General features: G+C 35.3%; 16 protein-coding genes, 1 pseudogene and 1 riboswitch. Of the genes and pseudogenes, 13 read left to right on the top strand and 4 right to left on the bottom strand.

The features are described from left to right. Positions 1–121 precede the first annotated feature (121 nt). Positions 122–949, top strand: a complete 828-nt coding sequence (locus tag MHH42_RS16370) for an endonuclease I family protein (RefSeq protein ID WP_002039134.1) — start codon at positions 122–124, stop codon at positions 947–949. A 153-nt stretch (positions 950–1,102) separates the two neighbouring features. Here MHH42_RS16370 and MHH42_RS16365 read toward each other — a convergent pair. Further along, positions 1,103–2,529 (bottom strand): annotated as a pseudogene (locus tag MHH42_RS16365) (YfcC family protein). Between the two features lie 199 nt (positions 2,530–2,728). On the opposite strand from MHH42_RS16365, the gene rraA reads away from it, so the two are divergent. The 7 genes from rraA (at position 2,729) to MHH42_RS16330 (ending at position 10,298) form a co-directional block, all read left to right on the top strand. Further along, positions 2,729–3,208 carry a ribonuclease E activity regulator RraA gene (rraA, locus tag MHH42_RS16360; protein ID WP_000266041.1) on the top strand — a complete coding sequence of 160 codons (480 nt, stop codon included), beginning with the start codon at positions 2,729–2,731 and terminating at the stop codon, positions 3,206–3,208. 338 nt (positions 3,209–3,546) lie between these two features. Beyond that, positions 3,547–5,319 (top strand): DUF4430 domain-containing protein, encoded by a 1,773-nt coding sequence (locus MHH42_RS16355; protein ID WP_070173512.1) that lies wholly within the window; start codon positions 3,547–3,549, stop codon positions 5,317–5,319. Between the two features lie 56 nt (positions 5,320–5,375). After that, positions 5,376–6,182, top strand: a complete 807-nt coding sequence (locus MHH42_RS16350) for a DUF4430 domain-containing protein (protein ID WP_340893615.1) — start codon at positions 5,376–5,378, stop codon at positions 6,180–6,182. A 22-nt stretch (positions 6,183–6,204) separates the two neighbouring features. Continuing rightward, positions 6,205–7,083, top strand: coding sequence for an energy-coupling factor transporter transmembrane component T (locus MHH42_RS16345; protein WP_087968969.1), 879 nt, complete (start codon positions 6,205–6,207; stop codon positions 7,081–7,083). Beyond that, positions 7,056–8,717 carry an ABC transporter ATP-binding protein gene (locus MHH42_RS16340; RefSeq protein WP_002156463.1) on the top strand — a complete coding sequence of 554 codons (1,662 nt, stop codon included), beginning with the start codon at positions 7,056–7,058 and terminating at the stop codon, positions 8,715–8,717. Before MHH42_RS16345 ends, MHH42_RS16340 begins: the two co-directional genes overlap by 28 nt. Then, positions 8,690–9,391 (top strand): ECF transporter S component, encoded by a 702-nt coding sequence (locus tag MHH42_RS16335; protein WP_097855402.1) that lies wholly within the window; start codon positions 8,690–8,692, stop codon positions 9,389–9,391. Before MHH42_RS16340 ends, MHH42_RS16335 begins: the two co-directional genes overlap by 28 nt. Positions 9,392–9,575: 184 nt before the next feature. Next, the gene (locus MHH42_RS16330; RefSeq protein ID WP_097855401.1) at positions 9,576–10,298 is read left to right on the top strand and encodes a YwiC-like family protein; all 723 of its coding nucleotides are present in this window, start codon (positions 9,576–9,578) and stop codon (positions 10,296–10,298) included. Positions 10,299–10,331: 33 nt separating this feature from the next. On the opposite strand, the gene MHH42_RS16325 is transcribed toward MHH42_RS16330, so the two are convergent. Further along, positions 10,332–10,523, bottom strand: coding sequence for a hypothetical protein (locus tag MHH42_RS16325; RefSeq protein WP_000545000.1), 192 nt, complete (start codon positions 10,521–10,523; stop codon positions 10,332–10,334). A 122-nt stretch (positions 10,524–10,645) separates the two neighbouring features. Then, positions 10,646–10,744: riboswitch (SAM riboswitch) on the top strand. 40 nt (positions 10,745–10,784) lie between these two features. On the opposite strand from MHH42_RS16325, the gene MHH42_RS16320 reads away from it, so the two are divergent. From MHH42_RS16320 to MHH42_RS16305, 4 genes are all read left to right on the top strand, one after another. Continuing rightward, complete coding sequence (locus MHH42_RS16320) at positions 10,785–11,105, top strand: hypothetical protein (RefSeq protein WP_073990648.1); 321 nt, start codon at positions 10,785–10,787, stop codon at positions 11,103–11,105. Positions 11,106–11,367: 262 nt separating this feature from the next. Next, positions 11,368–11,757, top strand: a complete 390-nt coding sequence (locus MHH42_RS16315) for an SWIM zinc finger family protein (protein WP_000271514.1) — start codon at positions 11,368–11,370, stop codon at positions 11,755–11,757. Between the two features lie 22 nt (positions 11,758–11,779). Continuing rightward, the gene (locus tag MHH42_RS16310; protein WP_001101577.1) at positions 11,780–12,355 is read left to right on the top strand and encodes an NAD(P)H-dependent oxidoreductase; all 576 of its coding nucleotides are present in this window, start codon (positions 11,780–11,782) and stop codon (positions 12,353–12,355) included. Beyond that, on the top strand, positions 12,352–12,714 hold the full coding sequence (locus MHH42_RS16305) for a hypothetical protein (protein ID WP_001002313.1): 363 nt from the start codon (positions 12,352–12,354) through the stop codon (positions 12,712–12,714). Before MHH42_RS16310 ends, MHH42_RS16305 begins: the two co-directional genes overlap by 4 nt. 178 nt (positions 12,715–12,892) lie before the next feature. Here MHH42_RS16305 and MHH42_RS16300 read toward each other — a convergent pair whose 3' ends face one another. Both MHH42_RS16300 and MHH42_RS16295 read right to left on the bottom strand, forming a co-directional pair. Then, positions 12,893–14,239, bottom strand: a complete 1,347-nt coding sequence (locus tag MHH42_RS16300) for a short-chain fatty acid transporter (protein ID WP_097896664.1) — start codon at positions 14,237–14,239, stop codon at positions 12,893–12,895. A 604-nt stretch (positions 14,240–14,843) separates the two neighbouring features. Continuing rightward, entirely contained in the window at positions 14,844–15,044 is a 201-nt protein-coding gene (locus MHH42_RS16295; protein WP_255253933.1) for a glycosyltransferase, read from the bottom strand. 449 nt (positions 15,045–15,493) lie between these two features. On the opposite strand from MHH42_RS16295, the gene MHH42_RS16290 reads away from it, so the two are divergent. Beyond that, positions 15,494–17,032 (top strand): thiol-activated cytolysin family protein, encoded by a 1,539-nt coding sequence (locus MHH42_RS16290; RefSeq protein ID WP_000576517.1) that lies wholly within the window; start codon positions 15,494–15,496, stop codon positions 17,030–17,032. The last annotated feature ends 289 nt before the right edge of the window (positions 17,033–17,321 follow it).

Raw genomic sequence — 17,321 nt, 5'->3', positions numbered from 1 at the left:
GAATAGGGTTTTGTATTAAATAAAAAGAGAAGGGGAATGGAGTTTTAAACGTTTTCGTAGTTTTAGGGAGGACATTTTTAGTAAATGACTTCAAATTATATTTTAAAGGGGAAATGGGTATATGAAGTTTCGAAATACAAAGCTTGCTATGGTTACACTATCTTCATTCTTTATTTTAGGTTCTGCATCTCTATCATTCACAGATACTATACATGGTGAAGTAGCTTCTGTATCACCACAAGAGATGACTGTAAAAAGCTATGACGATACATATTATAATAATGCAATAGGAAAAACGGGTTTGGAACTAAAGAAGGAACTTCATAATATTATTGATGATCATACAAAGTTATCATACAGTGCGGTTTGGGAAGCGCTAAGAGATACGGATGAAGATCCAAATAATAAAAACAATGTAATACTCTTATATACTGGGCGTTCGCAAGGGAAACTTACGAATGGTTCAGGAGTTAATAACTGGAACCGAGAGCATGTTTGGGCAAAATCTCATGGTGATTTTGGAACGGCTGCAGGACCTGGAACAGATCTGCATCATTTAAGAGCGACGGATGTATCTGTAAATAGTTCACGTGGAAATCTGGATTTTGATAATGGTGGTGTGAATCATTTGGAAGCGACAGAATGTAAATATGATAGTGATTCTTGGGAACCTCGTGATAGCGTAAAAGGAGACATCGCTAGAATGCTGTTTTACATGGCTGTTCGTTACGAAGGGGATAGCGGTGAAATAGATTTGGAACTAAATGAAAAGGTGAATAACAATAAAGATCCGTACATGGGGAAACTCTCTGTATTACTAAAATGGAATGAACAAGATCCGGTCGATGATTTAGAGCGAAAGCGTAATGAAATAATTTTTACAAAATATCAACATAATCGCAATCCTTTTATTGATCATCCGGAATGGGTAAATAAAATTTGGAACTAAGATTTGTAAAGGTATTATATTTTGTAAGAAGGGATTGATCATAATGATCAATCCCTTCTTACATCTATACTAGAATCAATAATTTTCATAGGATTGGAGAGGAAAATAGAATAGATGTTTTTGTATCATCAAGTTAAGTATATTGTAAACCTTTTAGTACGGTCCCCACTCAATATTCACTCCAATAATAAGAAAAATAAGTCCAATGATAAACCAAATGAATGCAAGAGGAGCCATAAATCGAATCCATTTTCCGTAAGAAATGCCGCTAGCTGCGAGAACGCCCATTAAAACACCGGAAGTTGGATTTAAGCAGTTCACTACACCTTCGCCGAGCATAACAGCTTGTACTGTAACTTGGCGTGTAATGTGCATGAAATCAGCTAATGGAGCTAATATCGGAATGAAAATAACAGATTCTCCTGTCCCAGATGAAATGAGGAAATGTAATGCGGCACTACTTACATACATACCGATAACGCCAAATACAGGGCTATGTCCTTCGAGAGACTGTGCGAGTTGATTAACAATTGTATCAAGTAATTTGCCTTGTTCTAGAATGACTGAAATAGAGCGAGCCATTCCGACGATCAAAGCACCGTATATGAGATTTTGGCAGCCTGCTAGAAAAGTAGAAGCGATATCGTTCGCTTTCATACCGCCTATTATTCCTGCTGTAATTGCGATGAAAATAAAAGTAGCGGTCATTTCTGCATCTGTCCAATGTAGTCGAAAAGCCCCTATTAAAAATACAATTAATGATAAAGCTGAGACGAGTAAAATTAATTTGTGACGTATTGTCCAAGGAACTTCAGTTTTCTCTATTTCTCTCTTGAAAGAGCATTACTTGGAAACCAGTTATCGCCGAGTATGCTTCCTTTATTCGATTTTTTTAAACGTTTTATATACCAATTAATATACAAAATGGTAGCAATTAAAAAAGAGATATAGATTGCTGTACGTAACCCAATCCCTGAAAACATCGGAAGTTCTGCGATTTTTTGTGAAATGCCTAAAGGTGAGGGAGATAATATAGTAGCATTAAAACCAGCATAAGTGCCTAAATAAATAATTGCTACGCCAACGATAGCGTCCCATTTCAATGTGCGTGCAACGATGATGCCGATGGGGATAAAGCCGATAACTGAGTTAACGATAATGCCAGTCGTTCCGAGAAGAGAAAAGAGTGCGGCGACAATACAAATGAAAAGTAATTGCTGATTCCGAAATTTGTTAATCACATGATAGATTAAACCGTCAAGAGCACCTGTTTTTTCAAGAATGGCAATGGCTCCACCTGTAAATAAAATTAAGAAGATGATAGGAGCAGCAAGTGTCATTCCTTTTTCAATAGCGGTAAAAAAAGAAACAAACCCTACTGGCGATTGTGGAACAGAATGATAACTTCCTGGTATTGTCGTTGTAACAGTCCCGTTTGTTACTCTTTTAAATTCTCCAGCAGGAACGAAATAAGTAGCTATTGCACAAAGTAAGGCAATAAAAAATAGTAGTACGTACGCGTCAGGCATTTTAAACTTTCGTTTACTAGGTTGTTTTTTTACCTCAGTTTGTAATTGCATAAAATCCCTCCTTTTTCACTTGGTTGATTTTTAATATTCTGAAATTTATCTGTGAAATAGATTATAATAAAGGTGGCTTCTTAAGGCAATAGTTTTTCTGTCCTTTCCTGCACATACAAATTATTGCAACATTAGACAGGGAAACGAAAATAATCCAAGAATATGTTAAATAGAAAGTAAAAGGAAAAGAGGGAAAAAGATGTGGAAAACTACGGATCTATGTGATGAGTTTGAAAAGGAGTTACAAATATGTCGCCAGTCTTTTCGATCTTTTGGGAAGAAAGAACAATTCCACGGGAAAATTGCAACGGTGAAAGTGAAGGATGATAATGTACTAGTGAAGGAAGGATTACAAACATTACCGGAAGGAACGGTATTAGTTGTTGATGGTGGAGCGTCTACGAATTGTGCGTTACTCGGTGATAATTTGGCAGCTATTGCAGAGGAAAGAAAGCTGGCAGGAATTATTGTAAATGGATATGTTCGTGATTCTAGTGAACTAAAGAATATTAATATTGGTATTTTAGCGTTAGGGACGATGCCAAATAGAAGTGTAAAAGAAGGGAAAGGAGAACGAAATATTTCATTGCAATTTGGACAAGTAGAATGGAAGCCAAATGATTATGTTTATGTGGATGAAGATGGCGTCATTATTAGTGAAAAAAGTTTGCGTCGTTAAAGGTTAGTAAGTTACTATTCTTAGAAAATAAATCCGATAAAGCATGGACAAAATTCTTTGTCAATAGTAAAATAATACAGAAATTTAAAATTAACAGAATGTATAGGTTTATCGTTTTACGATAACTTAAATGGAAGTAAGTCGTGCCTAAAAAAGTGAATGTTATCACAATGATACGTTCATGAACAAAATTATTTTTCCTATACAAATATAGCGGCGAATGATGCGGGTAGGAGGTGTTGCACAGTTTGTTCGACACTTACAAAAAAAGAGTGTCAATTGCACGCCCTTGAAGGGTCTTTTTTTGTGTGAATAGTAGTAAGGGAGGAAATTTTGGGATGGCAATGTTGAAAAAATGGCTGCTTACGTCGTTAATGGCAGTTATACTTGTATTTGTTTCTTTTGCGAATACAGTACATATTACGTTTGCTGAAGGAAATACAGCAAAACTTGCAATTGTTGGTGAATCACAAAATGGCATTATGTTATGTCCGAAAGAAGAGCAAATTAAAGATGGGGAAACAGCTTTAAGTTTGCTGCAAAAAATCATGGGGGACAAAGTAGAAGCTGAAACGATGTCGTTTGGAACGTATGTAAAAGGCATTGATGGGCTAATGGCCGGGGCTACAAGTGGCTGGCTGTATGATGTAAATGATAAATCTGCAGAAGTTGGAGCGGATAGTTATAAATTAAAATCTGGAGATGTTGTTGTTTTCCGTTTTGTTTCAGACTGGAGCAATATGAGTCAAGAAACATTACAACAAACATTAGATAAATTTGGTACTTGTAAAACGGTAGAAGAACCAAAAACAGATGATCCAAAACAAGAAAAACCAGAAGAACCAAAGACGGATGATCCAAAACAAGAGAAACCAGAAGAACCAAAGACGGATGATCCAAAACAAGAGAAACCAGAAGAGCCAAAAACAGATGATCCAAAACAGGAAAATCCAGATGGAACAAAAACACCAGAACAACCAAAGCAAGAGAACATTCAAGTTCCAGCAGCGCAAGTAAACGAAGCAATTTCTAAAACGTCTGAAAAGATGTTACAAGATGGAATAGAGAGTGATTGGGTAGCTCTAGGGCTTTCTCGTTCTGGAAAGAATGTACCAATTGAGGCGCAATTAAATTATGTTAAGGCAGTAACAGAAAAAGTGGAAAAGCGTATAAATCGTTTTTCAGCAACAGATTTAGCTAGAACGATTATTATGATGAATGCAATGAGTGCAGACCCTAAAAAGGTAGGCGGACATAACTTAGTTCAAAAATTGTATGAATCTGATAAAGTAAATTCTGTTACAGGTTATACATTTGCGTTACTTGCCTTTGATACGAATAAATATGAAATTCCAGTCGAAGCAAAGTGGAATCGAGTTGCTTTAGTAGATGCAATTTTAAACACGCAACATACAGATGGTGGCTGGACTTATACTAGTTCAGGTAGTAAAGATAGTGCTAGTAGCGTCGATGTAACAGGTATGGTTTTATCCGCGTTAGCACCTTATCAAGATCGATCAGATGTGAAACCAGCTGTACAAAAAGCTGTTGCGTATTTATATAACGAACAGCTAAAAAATGGTGGTTTTTCTGCTGATGGACAAGAGAATTCTAATAGTACTGCGCAAGCAATTATTGGATTATCACTTGTTAAAGATGTAGATCAAAATCGTCTTCATAAGGCAGTGCAAAGTCTGCTGTCATATCAACTTCCAAATGGTGAATTTAAATGGTTACCAAGTGATCAAAATGGTAACGGAATGGCTACAGAGCAAGCTCTTTTAGCGTTAGTTCAATTTAAAGAAATCGGAAAGTCTATTTATGACTGGTCTAATGTAGGCGATGATGAAGTAATTAAGCCGAAACCGATTGAAGAGCCAGAAAATAAGGTAATAGAAAAAGAAATTACTGAAGAACCGAAAGAACAAAAACAAATACAACAAGAAACAAAAGATGAAGATGTAAAAGTTGTTGTAGATAATAAACCAGTTAAAAATGAAAACATGCTACCGAAAACAGGAGCATCTTCTCATAGTACAGCTACAGAAGTAGGTATGGGTGTATTATGTATTGCTTCTGCATATGTATTATGGAGACGTAAAGCAGCTTAACAAAAATTAGGAGCAATGATTTGCTCCTAATTTTTATATGAAAGGTGAGAGAGAACATGAGTAAGATGAAGTGGTTCATTTCTTTAATGCTTTCACTCGGGCTACTTGCCGGATGTGAAGAGGCGGCTGTAAAGCCTGAGAAGAAAGTAGAGCCAAAGCAAGAAGAGGTAGCAAAACAAGAAGAACCGAAAGAAGAAGTGAAACCGGAAGAGAAACAAGCTGAGCCGGAACAGAAACAACAAGAAGAGAAACAAGAACAAAAAGTAGCAGAGCAGCCGAAAGAGGAAAAGCCGCAGGAACAACCTGAAGTAAAGAAAGAAGAGAAACCTCAGGAGCAATCTGCTACTAAACAACCAGAACAACAAAAAGCACAAGAAGAGAAACAACAGCAACCGAAAGCACAGGAAGTAAAAGAAGAAGCAAAGGTTGTCAATCAGCCGAAAGAAACACCAAAGCAGGAGCAAAAGGTAGATCCGAATAAAGAGAATAAAACGATACCGACTCCGCCCGTACCAACTCCTGTACCACCAAAACCAGATCCAGTACCGGTACCTAAACCACAGGTAAAACAAGTTACTATCTCCGTAAAAGGACATGAAGGATACTTATTAGGTGCGACAAAGGTTGATGTACAAGAAGGCGATACTGTTTATAAAGTGTTGCAGCGTACAGGATTAGATGTTGATGCAAGTGGATCAAAAGATAGCATTTATGTAAAAGGTATTAATGATTTATATGAAAAAGATATTGCTGATACTAGTGGATGGAAATATCGTGTGAATGGTGCATTTCCGAACCGTAGTGCTGGTGTAGTTACAGTAAAACCAGGAGATACAATTGAGTGGGTATATGTATTAAAATAAGAAAGGCATTCGGTAAAGGACTATGAAAATAAGTTTTTCTTCTTTACATCCTTTTGTGAATTTTTTCTATTATATTGGGGTGATGATACTATGTATGATGTGTCTTCATCCTCTTTTTTTAATTGGAGCAATTTTATTAATCGTTATATTAAATGTGATGCAAGGGAATAGCGAAAAGATAAGAAAGATGTTACCGAGCACAATCGTATTCTTTTTTATGGTAATTTTATTTAATTCGTTATTAACGCATAGAGGTCGAACTACGTTATTTTGGTTAGGTGATAGCCGTATTAAGCTGGAGGCAATTATGTTTGGACTAGTAATGGGGTTATTACTAGTTGCAATTATGTTTACGTTTGCTTCGTATAATGATATTATTTCAAGTCATAAATTTTTATATTTGTTTTCGAGAATTTCACCGAAAGTTGCATTGTTAACGATGATTACAGTGAGATTTGTGCCTTTGTTTATTAGACGATTACAGAAAATAACACTCGTCCAAAAGACAAAAGGTGTGCAGGTAGATTCAGGTTCAATTGTTGAACGAGTGAAAAATGGCATGCAGTTACTGCAAGTATTATTAATTTGCTCGTTAGAAGATGCACTTCAAACGGCAGATTCTATGCAAGCTCGTGGATTTGGTGTAACGAAACGTACGACGTATATTCGGTATAGAATGGAAAAACGTGATTGGTATACGCTCAGTTATTTAATGATTTTATTTATAACTGCTATCATATGTAGTAAGTATGGCGGGGGAAAATTGATCATTTATCCGAAAGTCGAATCTATTCTATTCCAGCAATACGATGGAATGATGTTTGTAGCATTTACGCTGTTTATTAGTTTACCAATCATAATGGAAGGAAGGGAATGGATATGGTGGCGCATGCAGAAATAAACAATTTATCATTTGTATATGCTGATGAAAATGAAAAAGCGTTACAGCATATTTCTCTTTCTATTCAAAAAGGAGAGTTTATAGCGCTAGCTGGAGGATCGGGATCTGGGAAGACGACATTATTAAAACATTTTAAAAAGGAGTTACTTCCAATTGGCACGCGTTCGGGAGAGATGTTTTATGAAGATGTATTATTAGAGGAAGTACCTGACTTATTATCTGCCCAAGAAATTGGGATGGTATTTCAAAACCCAGAAAATCAGCTTGTAATGGATACAGTGATTCAAGAATTAGCATTTTCTTTAGAAAATATCGGATTACCATCACATATTATTCAAAAACGAATAGCCGAGCTCATTAGCTTCTTAGGATTTCAAGATTTATTGCATCAATCTGTTCATACGTTATCTGGTGGGCAAAAACAACTTGTCAATTTAGCTGCGGTATTAGTTATGCAGCCGAAACTATTATTATTAGATGAACCAACGGCGCAATTAGATCCAATTGCTGCGAAAGAGTTTTTAGGATTGTTAAAACGTATTAATGAAGAACTTGGAATTACGATTATTTTAAGTGAACATCGTTTAGATGAAGTGATACCACTTGCAACACGCGTTGTTTGTATGGATAACGGCCGAATTGTTTATGATGGTAGTCCTAAAACAGTTATAGCGAAAATGTGGAAAGTAGAAAACTTCCGTCCATTTATTCCGCAAATTCCAAGGTTGTTTTTAGAATGGAATGCGAGAGATATTCCGTTTACAGTGCGAGAAGCACAAATGAAAATGAATGACTTTTCAGCGATATCATATGTGAATGAGCAGATGGTACAACGTGAAAAACAAGAAGTAATGTTAAGTGCAGAACATATTTCTTTTCAATATGAAAAAAATAGTCCGCTTATTTTACGAGATTTAACAGTTGCGATTGAAAAAGGAAAATGGGTAGCGCTCGTTGGGAAAAATGGTACTGGGAAGTCTACACTGTTAACGATTTTAGCAGGATTGCAAAAAGCGAGAAGAGGGAAAGTAAAGTGGCATGGTAAAGTGATACATAAAATTGATTCGAAAGAACGATTTAAAAGGATCGGGTATGTATCACAGCATCCGTATTATCATTTTACATTTGATACAGTGTGGCAAGAAGTTTATGAACGTGCTCGTGAATTATATGGAGAACAAGGAAAAGAAATAGCAGAAGATATGTTGAAACAGTTTTGGTTACATTCGCTTAAAGAGCGCCATCCACATGATTGTAGCGGGGGAGAGCAACAACTACTTGCATTATGTACAACGTTATTATCAAAACCAACGCTATTACTACTTGATGAACCGACAAAGGGGTTAGACCCATGGAAGAAAGAAAGAGTAGGGGAGCTATTTAGGAAATTACAAAAAGAAGGTACAACCATTGTAATGGCAACGCATGATATTGAGTTCGCAGCGAAATATGTTGATCAGTGCATGATGTTATTTGATGGAACAGTCATTATGAATGATGCACCGAAAGAATTTTTTAGCGGTAACTTCTTTTATACAACATCTATTAATCGATTCATTCGAAAAGAATTGCCATATGCATTAACGTGGGAGGATGTGTACGAAGCGTGTCCAAACGATATATTGCATTCATAATATGTATTTTTGCGTTTATAATAGGCACATTACTCTTTACTACACTCCTCATGGACGGCTATTACATGGTAAGTAGTTTGTTTTTATTAGCTGTTATTATGTTACCTTTCTATATCCGTTTTGAAAGGAAGGCGTTTGTTTCACGTGAAATTGTTCTCGTTGCCGTGTTAGCAGCAATTGCTGCGGTTAGCCGCGTACCATTTTCTATTTTACCAAGTGTACAACCAACTTCCTTTGTCATTATCGTTTCTGCAATCGTGTTTGGGAGTGAAACTGGTTTTATGATCGGGGCAACAGCCGCTATCGTATCGAACATTTTTTTAGGACAAGGTCCGTGGACACCGTGGCAAATGTTTTCATGGGGTATGATTGGTTTTATAGCTGGACTATTACGTAATACATTTTTCATGAAAAAGCTATGGGGAAGACTCCTATACGGATTAATTGTTGGATTTTTATTTGGTTGGATTATGAACTTCTGGGGACTTCTCGGTTTTATACGAGAAGCAACGTGGGAAACCGTCATTGCGTACTATATCGCGAGTTTTTACTTTGACTTAAGTCATGCGATTTCAAATGTTATTTTCCTACTACTATTTAGTACTTCGTGGATTACGATTCTCACAAGGTTTAAAAAGAAATACGGTATATTAGATGAGCATAACATGACATAGAAAAGCATACTTATATAAGGTAGGGTCGCGACTTACATATTCGTTTGCCTCTTTCATGCTTCTTACATATTGTAAGAAGCATTTTTTATTGTCAAAAAATAGATCCAATATACATCCGTTATTATATAAAATTATTTGTATAATAGTAGGTGAGAACTTCTTTCAAGAGGGAGGTGTATAGTTAATGAAGTTAGTTATTCCGAAGCAACATGGTGCATGGGCCATGCTTGTTATCCCATTTCTATTAAGTGTCATACTTGGGAAACCTACTTTTTATCATATTCCATTGTTTTTAGCTTGGTTCTTTATCTATTTAGCTACGTATCCATTTCTCATGTACATAAAACAAAAACGAAAAAAAGAGTTTTTACATGCAGCAATTGTATATTTTATTATTGCGTTCGTATTTGGGATGATTTCTCTATTATATGAATGGCGAGTTCTTTTATTCGTAGCAGCAATGATTCCATTATTTATAGTAAATATGTATTACGCTCGTCAAAAGAATGAAAGAGCACTGCTAAATGACATTTGCGCAATTATCGTTTTCTGTATAGGTGGTTTAGTTAGTTATTATTTTTCAATGAAACTCATAGATAAAACAGCTTTATTTATTGCGATTATTTCATTTTTATATTTTTTAGGAAGTACGTTTTATGTGAAGACAATGATTCGTGAAAAAAATAATCCGAAGTATCGTATTATATCATGGGGTTATCATATCTTATTAACGATAATTATATTTGCTATCAATCCATGGTGCTCTCTTATTTTTATACCAAGTGTCATTCGGGCAATTATGTTGTATGGCAAAAAAATTTCTATCATAAAAGTAGGGATTTTAGAAATTGTTAATTCTGTATATTTTTTAATCATAACGGCAATAATTATGAAGTATGCCATTTGAAAAAACTTCCCACCTTATGATGGGAAGTTTTTTTCAATCTTGTTCTAAAATGTGAACCGTGTAATCGCAGCGTTGAATAGCTTGTTCGATCGCATAAAGAGATTGCTCAATACGAGCACGATTAAAATCTTTTTCGACAGTCTGTAATGCTTCTTCTAAACAATGTTTTGCTTCTTGTAATGATTGAAAAGAATCTTGTACATATCCGCGAGCATTTTCGTGCATTTCATAATCCTCCTTGCATATTCATATATGTATAGTATGAACAGGAAGAAAGAAAATATAATTTGTTGTATTTGTTTGACAATTGAAATGAAATTACGTATAGTAAGATTTAAGTGAATATTTTCTTATCCAGAGAGGTGGAGGGACTGGCCCGATGAAACCCAGCAACCGCGATGCAGGTGCTAATTCCAGCAGAACATATTTGTTCTGGGAGATAAGACGAAGATATATACGTAACTTCTTCTTATCGGAGAGGTTTTTTTGTTGCAAAAAAACCGATTACGAAAATTTATATTAAGAAGAAAGGGGTTGCGGATTACTGTGACACTCGAAAAATACGTAAAACTGCGTAGTACAGTTTATGAATATATGATAGAGCAAGATAAGCCAATATCATTGTTAGATATTCAAGAACATATCGTTTCGCATCATGAAGGAAAATTCACGAAAAAAATGTTACATCAATTTTATTTATCAAGACTATTAGATGAACTCAAACTGGATGGGAAAATTACATTAGCTGATGATGAATATCTCTATACTGAAAAAGGGGTATTTTATAAGGCGAGAAAAGGGAGCTAGTCTCTCTTTTTTTCTTGAAATAGCGAAGTATGTAGAGTAAAAGACTGCTAATGCAGCCTGATACAGGGAATGGTGTTGAGTGTGTAGTGTCAAAAATTGAATGTGCCTGAAAGAGGCAATTCATATCGGCTGCAAATGAAAAGAGACACCTCCGCCGAATAGGTGTCAGTCGTTTTGTCACGTAGACTCGCTACTTGACAGTTATTAGAATAACATGCAGGTTTTTTGAAGTCAAAAGGGAATTAAAGGAAGAGGTGCAAATATGTACGCTTACTTATTAAAAGATATAACGAAATGGATCCCAAAGTACATTATAGATAAGGGATATGAATATTATGAAGATGGACATGTAGAAGATGTTGAAATACAAGACAAGAAAGTAATTGCTTTCGTTACTGGAAATGCAGGAAATTATGAAGTGATTATTGATCTTGAAGATTTTACAGAAAGTAGCTGCGAGTGCCCTTATGAGAATCTTTGCAAGCATATGGCGGCAGTTGTTTATGATATTCAAGGTGCTGGTGAGCGTACGGTGAAAGAGAAACTGAAAGATTTAGACAAGGAAGAGTTACTTACCGTATTAAACCGTTTATTACAAAGTTCGAAAAACGTACAAATTGTAGAGAAGATGTTAAAGAAGGGGAAACTTTAACTATAGAGGGAGTTGTTTTGTAATGAACGTATTAATTATATACGCTCATCCTAATCCTTCCAGTTTTAACGAGGCGATTTTAGAGCATGTGCAAAAAGGACTACAGGGGACAAATCATTCTGTTACAGTACTTGATTTATATAAGGAACAATTTGATCCGGTGCTCGTATTTAATGAAGAGAAGAAAAGGCGTGATTTAGTAAATGAAGAAGAAACAGCTTGGTACAGAACGTTAGTGGCAGAAGCAGATACTCTTTTATTCATATATCCGATATGGTGGTGGGGGATGCCTGCTATTTTAAAAGGGTTTATTGATCGCATTTTCGTAGCTGGATTTGCTTATAAATATGAAGGTGCCTTGCCGAAGGGCTTATTGAAAGGAAAGAAGGCGTGGGTAATTAATACGTTAGATTCACCGTTATGGTACGTCGCCCTATTATATCGATCAGCAGATTGGATTATGATGAAGAGAGGTGTGTTACGTTTTTGCGGCATTCGCGATATAAAACGATCTGTTTTTCAATCTGTGAAAACGAGTAAACGAGAGAAGCGGGAAAAGTGGTTATTACAAATAGAAGAAAAGGCTCGTACATTATGAATGAAATTGATCGTATTATAAATTGTTGTCAGTATGATAACGAACTTTTTCGTACCTATATTAATTGCTTAATCCAATTGAAGAAATATAGTGAAACGTTTCAACAAATGAAGATCCAATTAAGAAATGATTATTTAATAAGAGGGATTTGTGAAAGAGAAGTCGATGAGGTAGTAAGAGGAAGTAAAGAGTATGAAACGTATTTTCTTCCTAAAGCGTTACAGTGGAATTTCTTGAGGGAAAATCCATATCTGATTGAAAAGATATGTAAAGATTTTTTTGCATTTGAGGCATTAAACCTTACGGAGATAGAGTGGAAGACGATTATAAATTGCGTGGGAAATAAAGTGAAACTTTAATCAGTGGGGGTTTTGTTCTTCCCACTGATTATTAGCCTTCACCAATCGGGCATTTACAGGCAGTTGATTTCCCACCTAACCGCTTTGCTCTAGCTGGTATGGGTGGGAGTTTACTGCCTGTTAATGCGGGGTAAATGATTTATTATGTAAAAAAGCTAGTATAAAACTAGCTTTTCGTTTAAATAAATAAGAAGCATAAACTAATGATAAATCCTGCATATAGTAAGTTCACAACGCAAAATCCCATAATATCACGAGCACCTAAACCAGCTATCGCTAACGCTGGTAATGCCCAGAAAGGTTGAATTAAATTCGTCCAAGCATCGCCCCACGCAATTGCCATTGCTGTTTTTGCAGCAGGTACACCAAGTTCAGCACCAGCTGGAATCATAATGGGTGCCTGTACAGCCCATTGACCGCCACCAGATGGAACAAAAATATTAACGATGCCAGCACTTAAAAAAGTAAAGAGCGGGAAAGTCGTTTCGTTTGAAATACTAATAAAGAAATTAGAAATAGCTCCTCCAAGAGAAAGACCTTCACTATTTACTCCAATCATCATACCCATAATTCCTGCGTAAAACGGAAACTGAAGTAGAATGCCAGAAGCACTTTTTGTAGAGTCTGAAAAAGCACGAATATATTGAATCGGAGTCCGGTGAAAAATAAGACCAGCAATTAATAACATAAAAATAACGATATCGAGTGTAAGGTTAAAACCTTTCGTATAAAAGTAATTGAAAATATAAATGAGACCTAATAACCCAACGCAAAGTGTAATAATGATGCTATTTTCCATTTTTTCAGCGACTGTTTTTGGCTCTACTTCTATAGCAGCAGCTTCTTCATGAAATACGCTAGGATCTACTGTTACCGTATGTTTTTCATCGGGATGCATTGCCCGGTTAATGAGTGGCATCGTAATGAGAAAGATAATAACTGGAACGAGAGCGTATGGTGAGAATAACGTTTCTGTTATTGGAATCGCTTCTTTAATACTTCCAGCTGTCGTTTTAATTAACGTTTCACCGCCAGTAGCTAACGTAAGAGGGATAGAAGCGGAAAGACCCGCATGCCAAATGAGAAATCCAGAGTAAGAAGAAGCAATTGCTAATCTGTAATCTAATCCTTCAAGTTGTCTTGCAACTTCTTTTGCATATAAAACAGATACAACAATACCAAATCCCCAGTTTATGTATGCACCAAGTAAACTTACAATTGAAATGGCAATAATACCTTGGCCATTCGTTTTCGGTAGCCTGGCAGCTTTCATTAACCCCTTTTTAATAAGAGGAGCGTTCGCTAAAGCAGATCCAGTGACAAGTACTAGTGCCATTTGCATAGAAAAGGCGAGAAGTCCCCAAATGCCATTACCCCAATGATTAATCATTTCGACCGGTGTTTGGTGAGTTGCAAACATGCCGAAGAAGATAACAAAAACAGTTAATAAACATGATAAAATAAACGGTTCTGGCAAGAAACGTTGCACTAAGGTGACGCAACCATTTGTAAAAGAACGAAACAAAATAGATCAACCTCCTTATGTATGTTTCTTACAATGTTCGAGGTTGTTTGGAGGATAACCTTTAATAAATTGAAAATTCTGATATTTATAGATTTTTGTTGTAATGTATTGATAGATTGAATTTATATTTCAAAACGTTTTTTCATTTTGATTTGAAATATTTTTAAGAGGGGGAGTACTACATGCCTTTCAATATAAGAGGAACGAATGGAGCAAATGCTTATTTCTACCTGTAAAAAAATGAATGAACTTATAGGAGCATTGTAATGAATATAAAAGAGAGGTGAAAGGATTGGTAAGGAGAAATTTGAATGTATTTACTAAAATATCCTCTTTGACAGCGATTGCTACGATTATTATCTTACCAATTTACAATTTATTAAGTAGTGTAGACGATAGTGGGAATTATATGATAAGAATGTTAGTATTACTCACATTCTATCTTTCTATATTTAGTGTACCTGTAAGCATTCTTTCAATGTTCAGCACAGAGAAATTAAGTAAAAGAATTTTCGCTTTAGTTGTAAATGTATTACCTATAAGTCTTATCATTTATGCTTTGATTATGAAATTTATAGATGAATTTGTCAGACTAGCACCTTAGTTAAAAAGGGTTCTGCAACACCTCATTGACGGCATGTTTTAAATCCTCGGCCGATAATTGCTGAATATGTAACATAAACCCTGCGCCAAGTTCGTGTACTCGTTCAGCGATTGTATGCTGATCATTTATTAAAGGGAGCATAACTAGAAGAACTTCAAAATAAAGTGATTCACTTATGCTGTTTATCCCACAATGGCTAATATTGTGCGCCTGTTTTTTTTCAAAATCATTTGCTGAATACTAGACACTATTATCTCCAAGTTCTATTAAATTGTGCACTAATCTTAACGTTGGATTTAGGTGTCACATGAAGTGATTTGTTTTTATCGTTGTGGGGGACACCAAAACTTCAGGGTGATGGGCATATGGTTCTATTCCATCATCAATCTAGCAAAAAAATGTTCTTCCTCCAATATGTAATATTGCATATAAAAATGAATTGATGCAAATGTAAAAGCTTATTATAATGAAGACATAAATATTCAACACATCTTTAATACAACAAAGAGGAGGAAGCAATATGGAAATCGCAATGGCAGTTTTGAAATTTTTAGGTGGGGTAATTCCGTTAGTTCAAGAACTTTTAAAAGCATTTATGTAAGTTTATTAATTAGCAATCATTATCATATTTAATATAAAAAAAGAACGGGGTGATTTTTCTGAAAATTAAGAAAAGTAATAAAAAAATAAAATTCCTAGCATGTGTGTTAGTTAGTTTATGCACTATTCATTATTCATCTATTTCTTTCGCGGAAACGCAAACAGGTAATGCAACTGATGCAGCAAAAAATGCTAGTGACATTAATAATGGTATAGCAAATTTAAAGTATGATAGTAGAGATATTTTAGCAGTAAATGGTGATAAAGTAGAGAGTTTTGTTCCGAAAGAAAGTATCAATTCAAATGGTAAATTTGTAGTAGTTGAGCGTGAAAAAAAATCACTTACAACGTCACCGGTCGATATTTCGATTATTGATTCTGTAGCTAATCGTACGTATCCAGGAGCAGTACAACTTGCAAATAAAGCTTTTGCCGATAATCAACCTAGTTTATTAGTGGCTAAGAGAAAACCTTTAAATATTAGTATAGACTTACCTGGAATGAGGAAAGAAAATACGATATCTGTCCAGAATCCGACATATGGTAATGTGTCTGGAGCAGTAGATGATTTAGTATCTACTTGGAATGAGAAGTATGCATCAACACATTCGTTACCTGCAAGAATGCAGTATACAGAGTCCATGGTGTATAGTAAATCACAAATCGCAAGTGCTCTTAATGTCAACGCTAAATATCTTGATAACAGTCTAAACATTGACTTTAATGCAGTTGCAAATGGAGAGAAAAAAGTGATGGTTGCGGCATATAAGCAAATATTTTATACCGTAAGTGCTGAACTACCTAACAATCCATCAGATCTTTTTGATAATAGTGTTACTTTCGGTGAGTTAACTCGTAAAGGGATAAGTAATGCGGCTCCGCCTGTTATGGTGTCAAATGTAGCCTATGGCAGAACCATTTATGTGAAATTAGAAACAACATCTAAGAGCAAAGATGTACAAGCTGCTTTTAAAGCGTTACTTAAAAATAACAGCGTCGAAACGAGTGGACAGTACAAAGATATTTTTGAAGAAAGTACCTTTACCGCTGTAGTATTAGGTGGAGATGCAAAAGAGCATAACAAGGTTGTTACAAAAGATTTTAATGAAATCCGAAATATCATTAAAGATAATGCAGAGTTAAGTAAAAAAAATCCAGCATACCCAATTTCATATACGAGCACTTTCTTAAAAGATAATGCAACTGCTGCTGTTCATAACAATACAGATTATGTTGAGACTACAACTACAGAATATTCAAGTGCTAAAATGACGCTTGATCATTACGGTGCATATGTTGCTCAATTTGATGTATCTTGGGATGAATTCTCATATGATCAAAATGGGAAAGAAGTACTAACACATAAAACTTGGGAAGGAAGCGGCAGAGATAAAACTGCTCACTTCTCTACAGTTATACCACTTCCACCGAATTCAAAAAATGTAAAAGTCGTAGCGAGAGAATGTACAGGTCTTGCATGGGAATGGTGGAGAACAATTATTAATGAGCAAAATGTTCCTTTAACAAATGAAATAAAGGTTTCAATTGGAGGAACGACATTATACCCAACTGCTAATATTAGTCATTAGGTTGGAGCAAAGCGCCCTGTGTACAGGGCGCTTTTTTACTTGTTTGAAAGTATATCGGTGTTTTTAGATGTATCATAATCAATTCGCAAATCTTGTAATCATATTTTTAAATGGATGTATCAATGTTTTTAATGATTGCATTCTCCATTATTAAATCCCCATAAATGTAGCCTATCTTAGGTTGATAGTGATGCATGGTGCCTCCATGTATATAAATGCATTTTGTCGAAATTATTAAAAAGGGGAATTTTTCTATTTGAAGAACTAATAATTGATTGTCAATATGTAT

Origin of the sequence: Bacillus sp. FSL L8-0099 (assembly GCF_038006385.1) — a bacterium.
Taxonomy (GTDB): domain Bacteria; phylum Bacillota; class Bacilli; order Bacillales; family Bacillaceae_G; genus Bacillus_A; species Bacillus_A toyonensis.
This window is presented reverse-complemented; position numbering and strand designations above follow the sequence as displayed.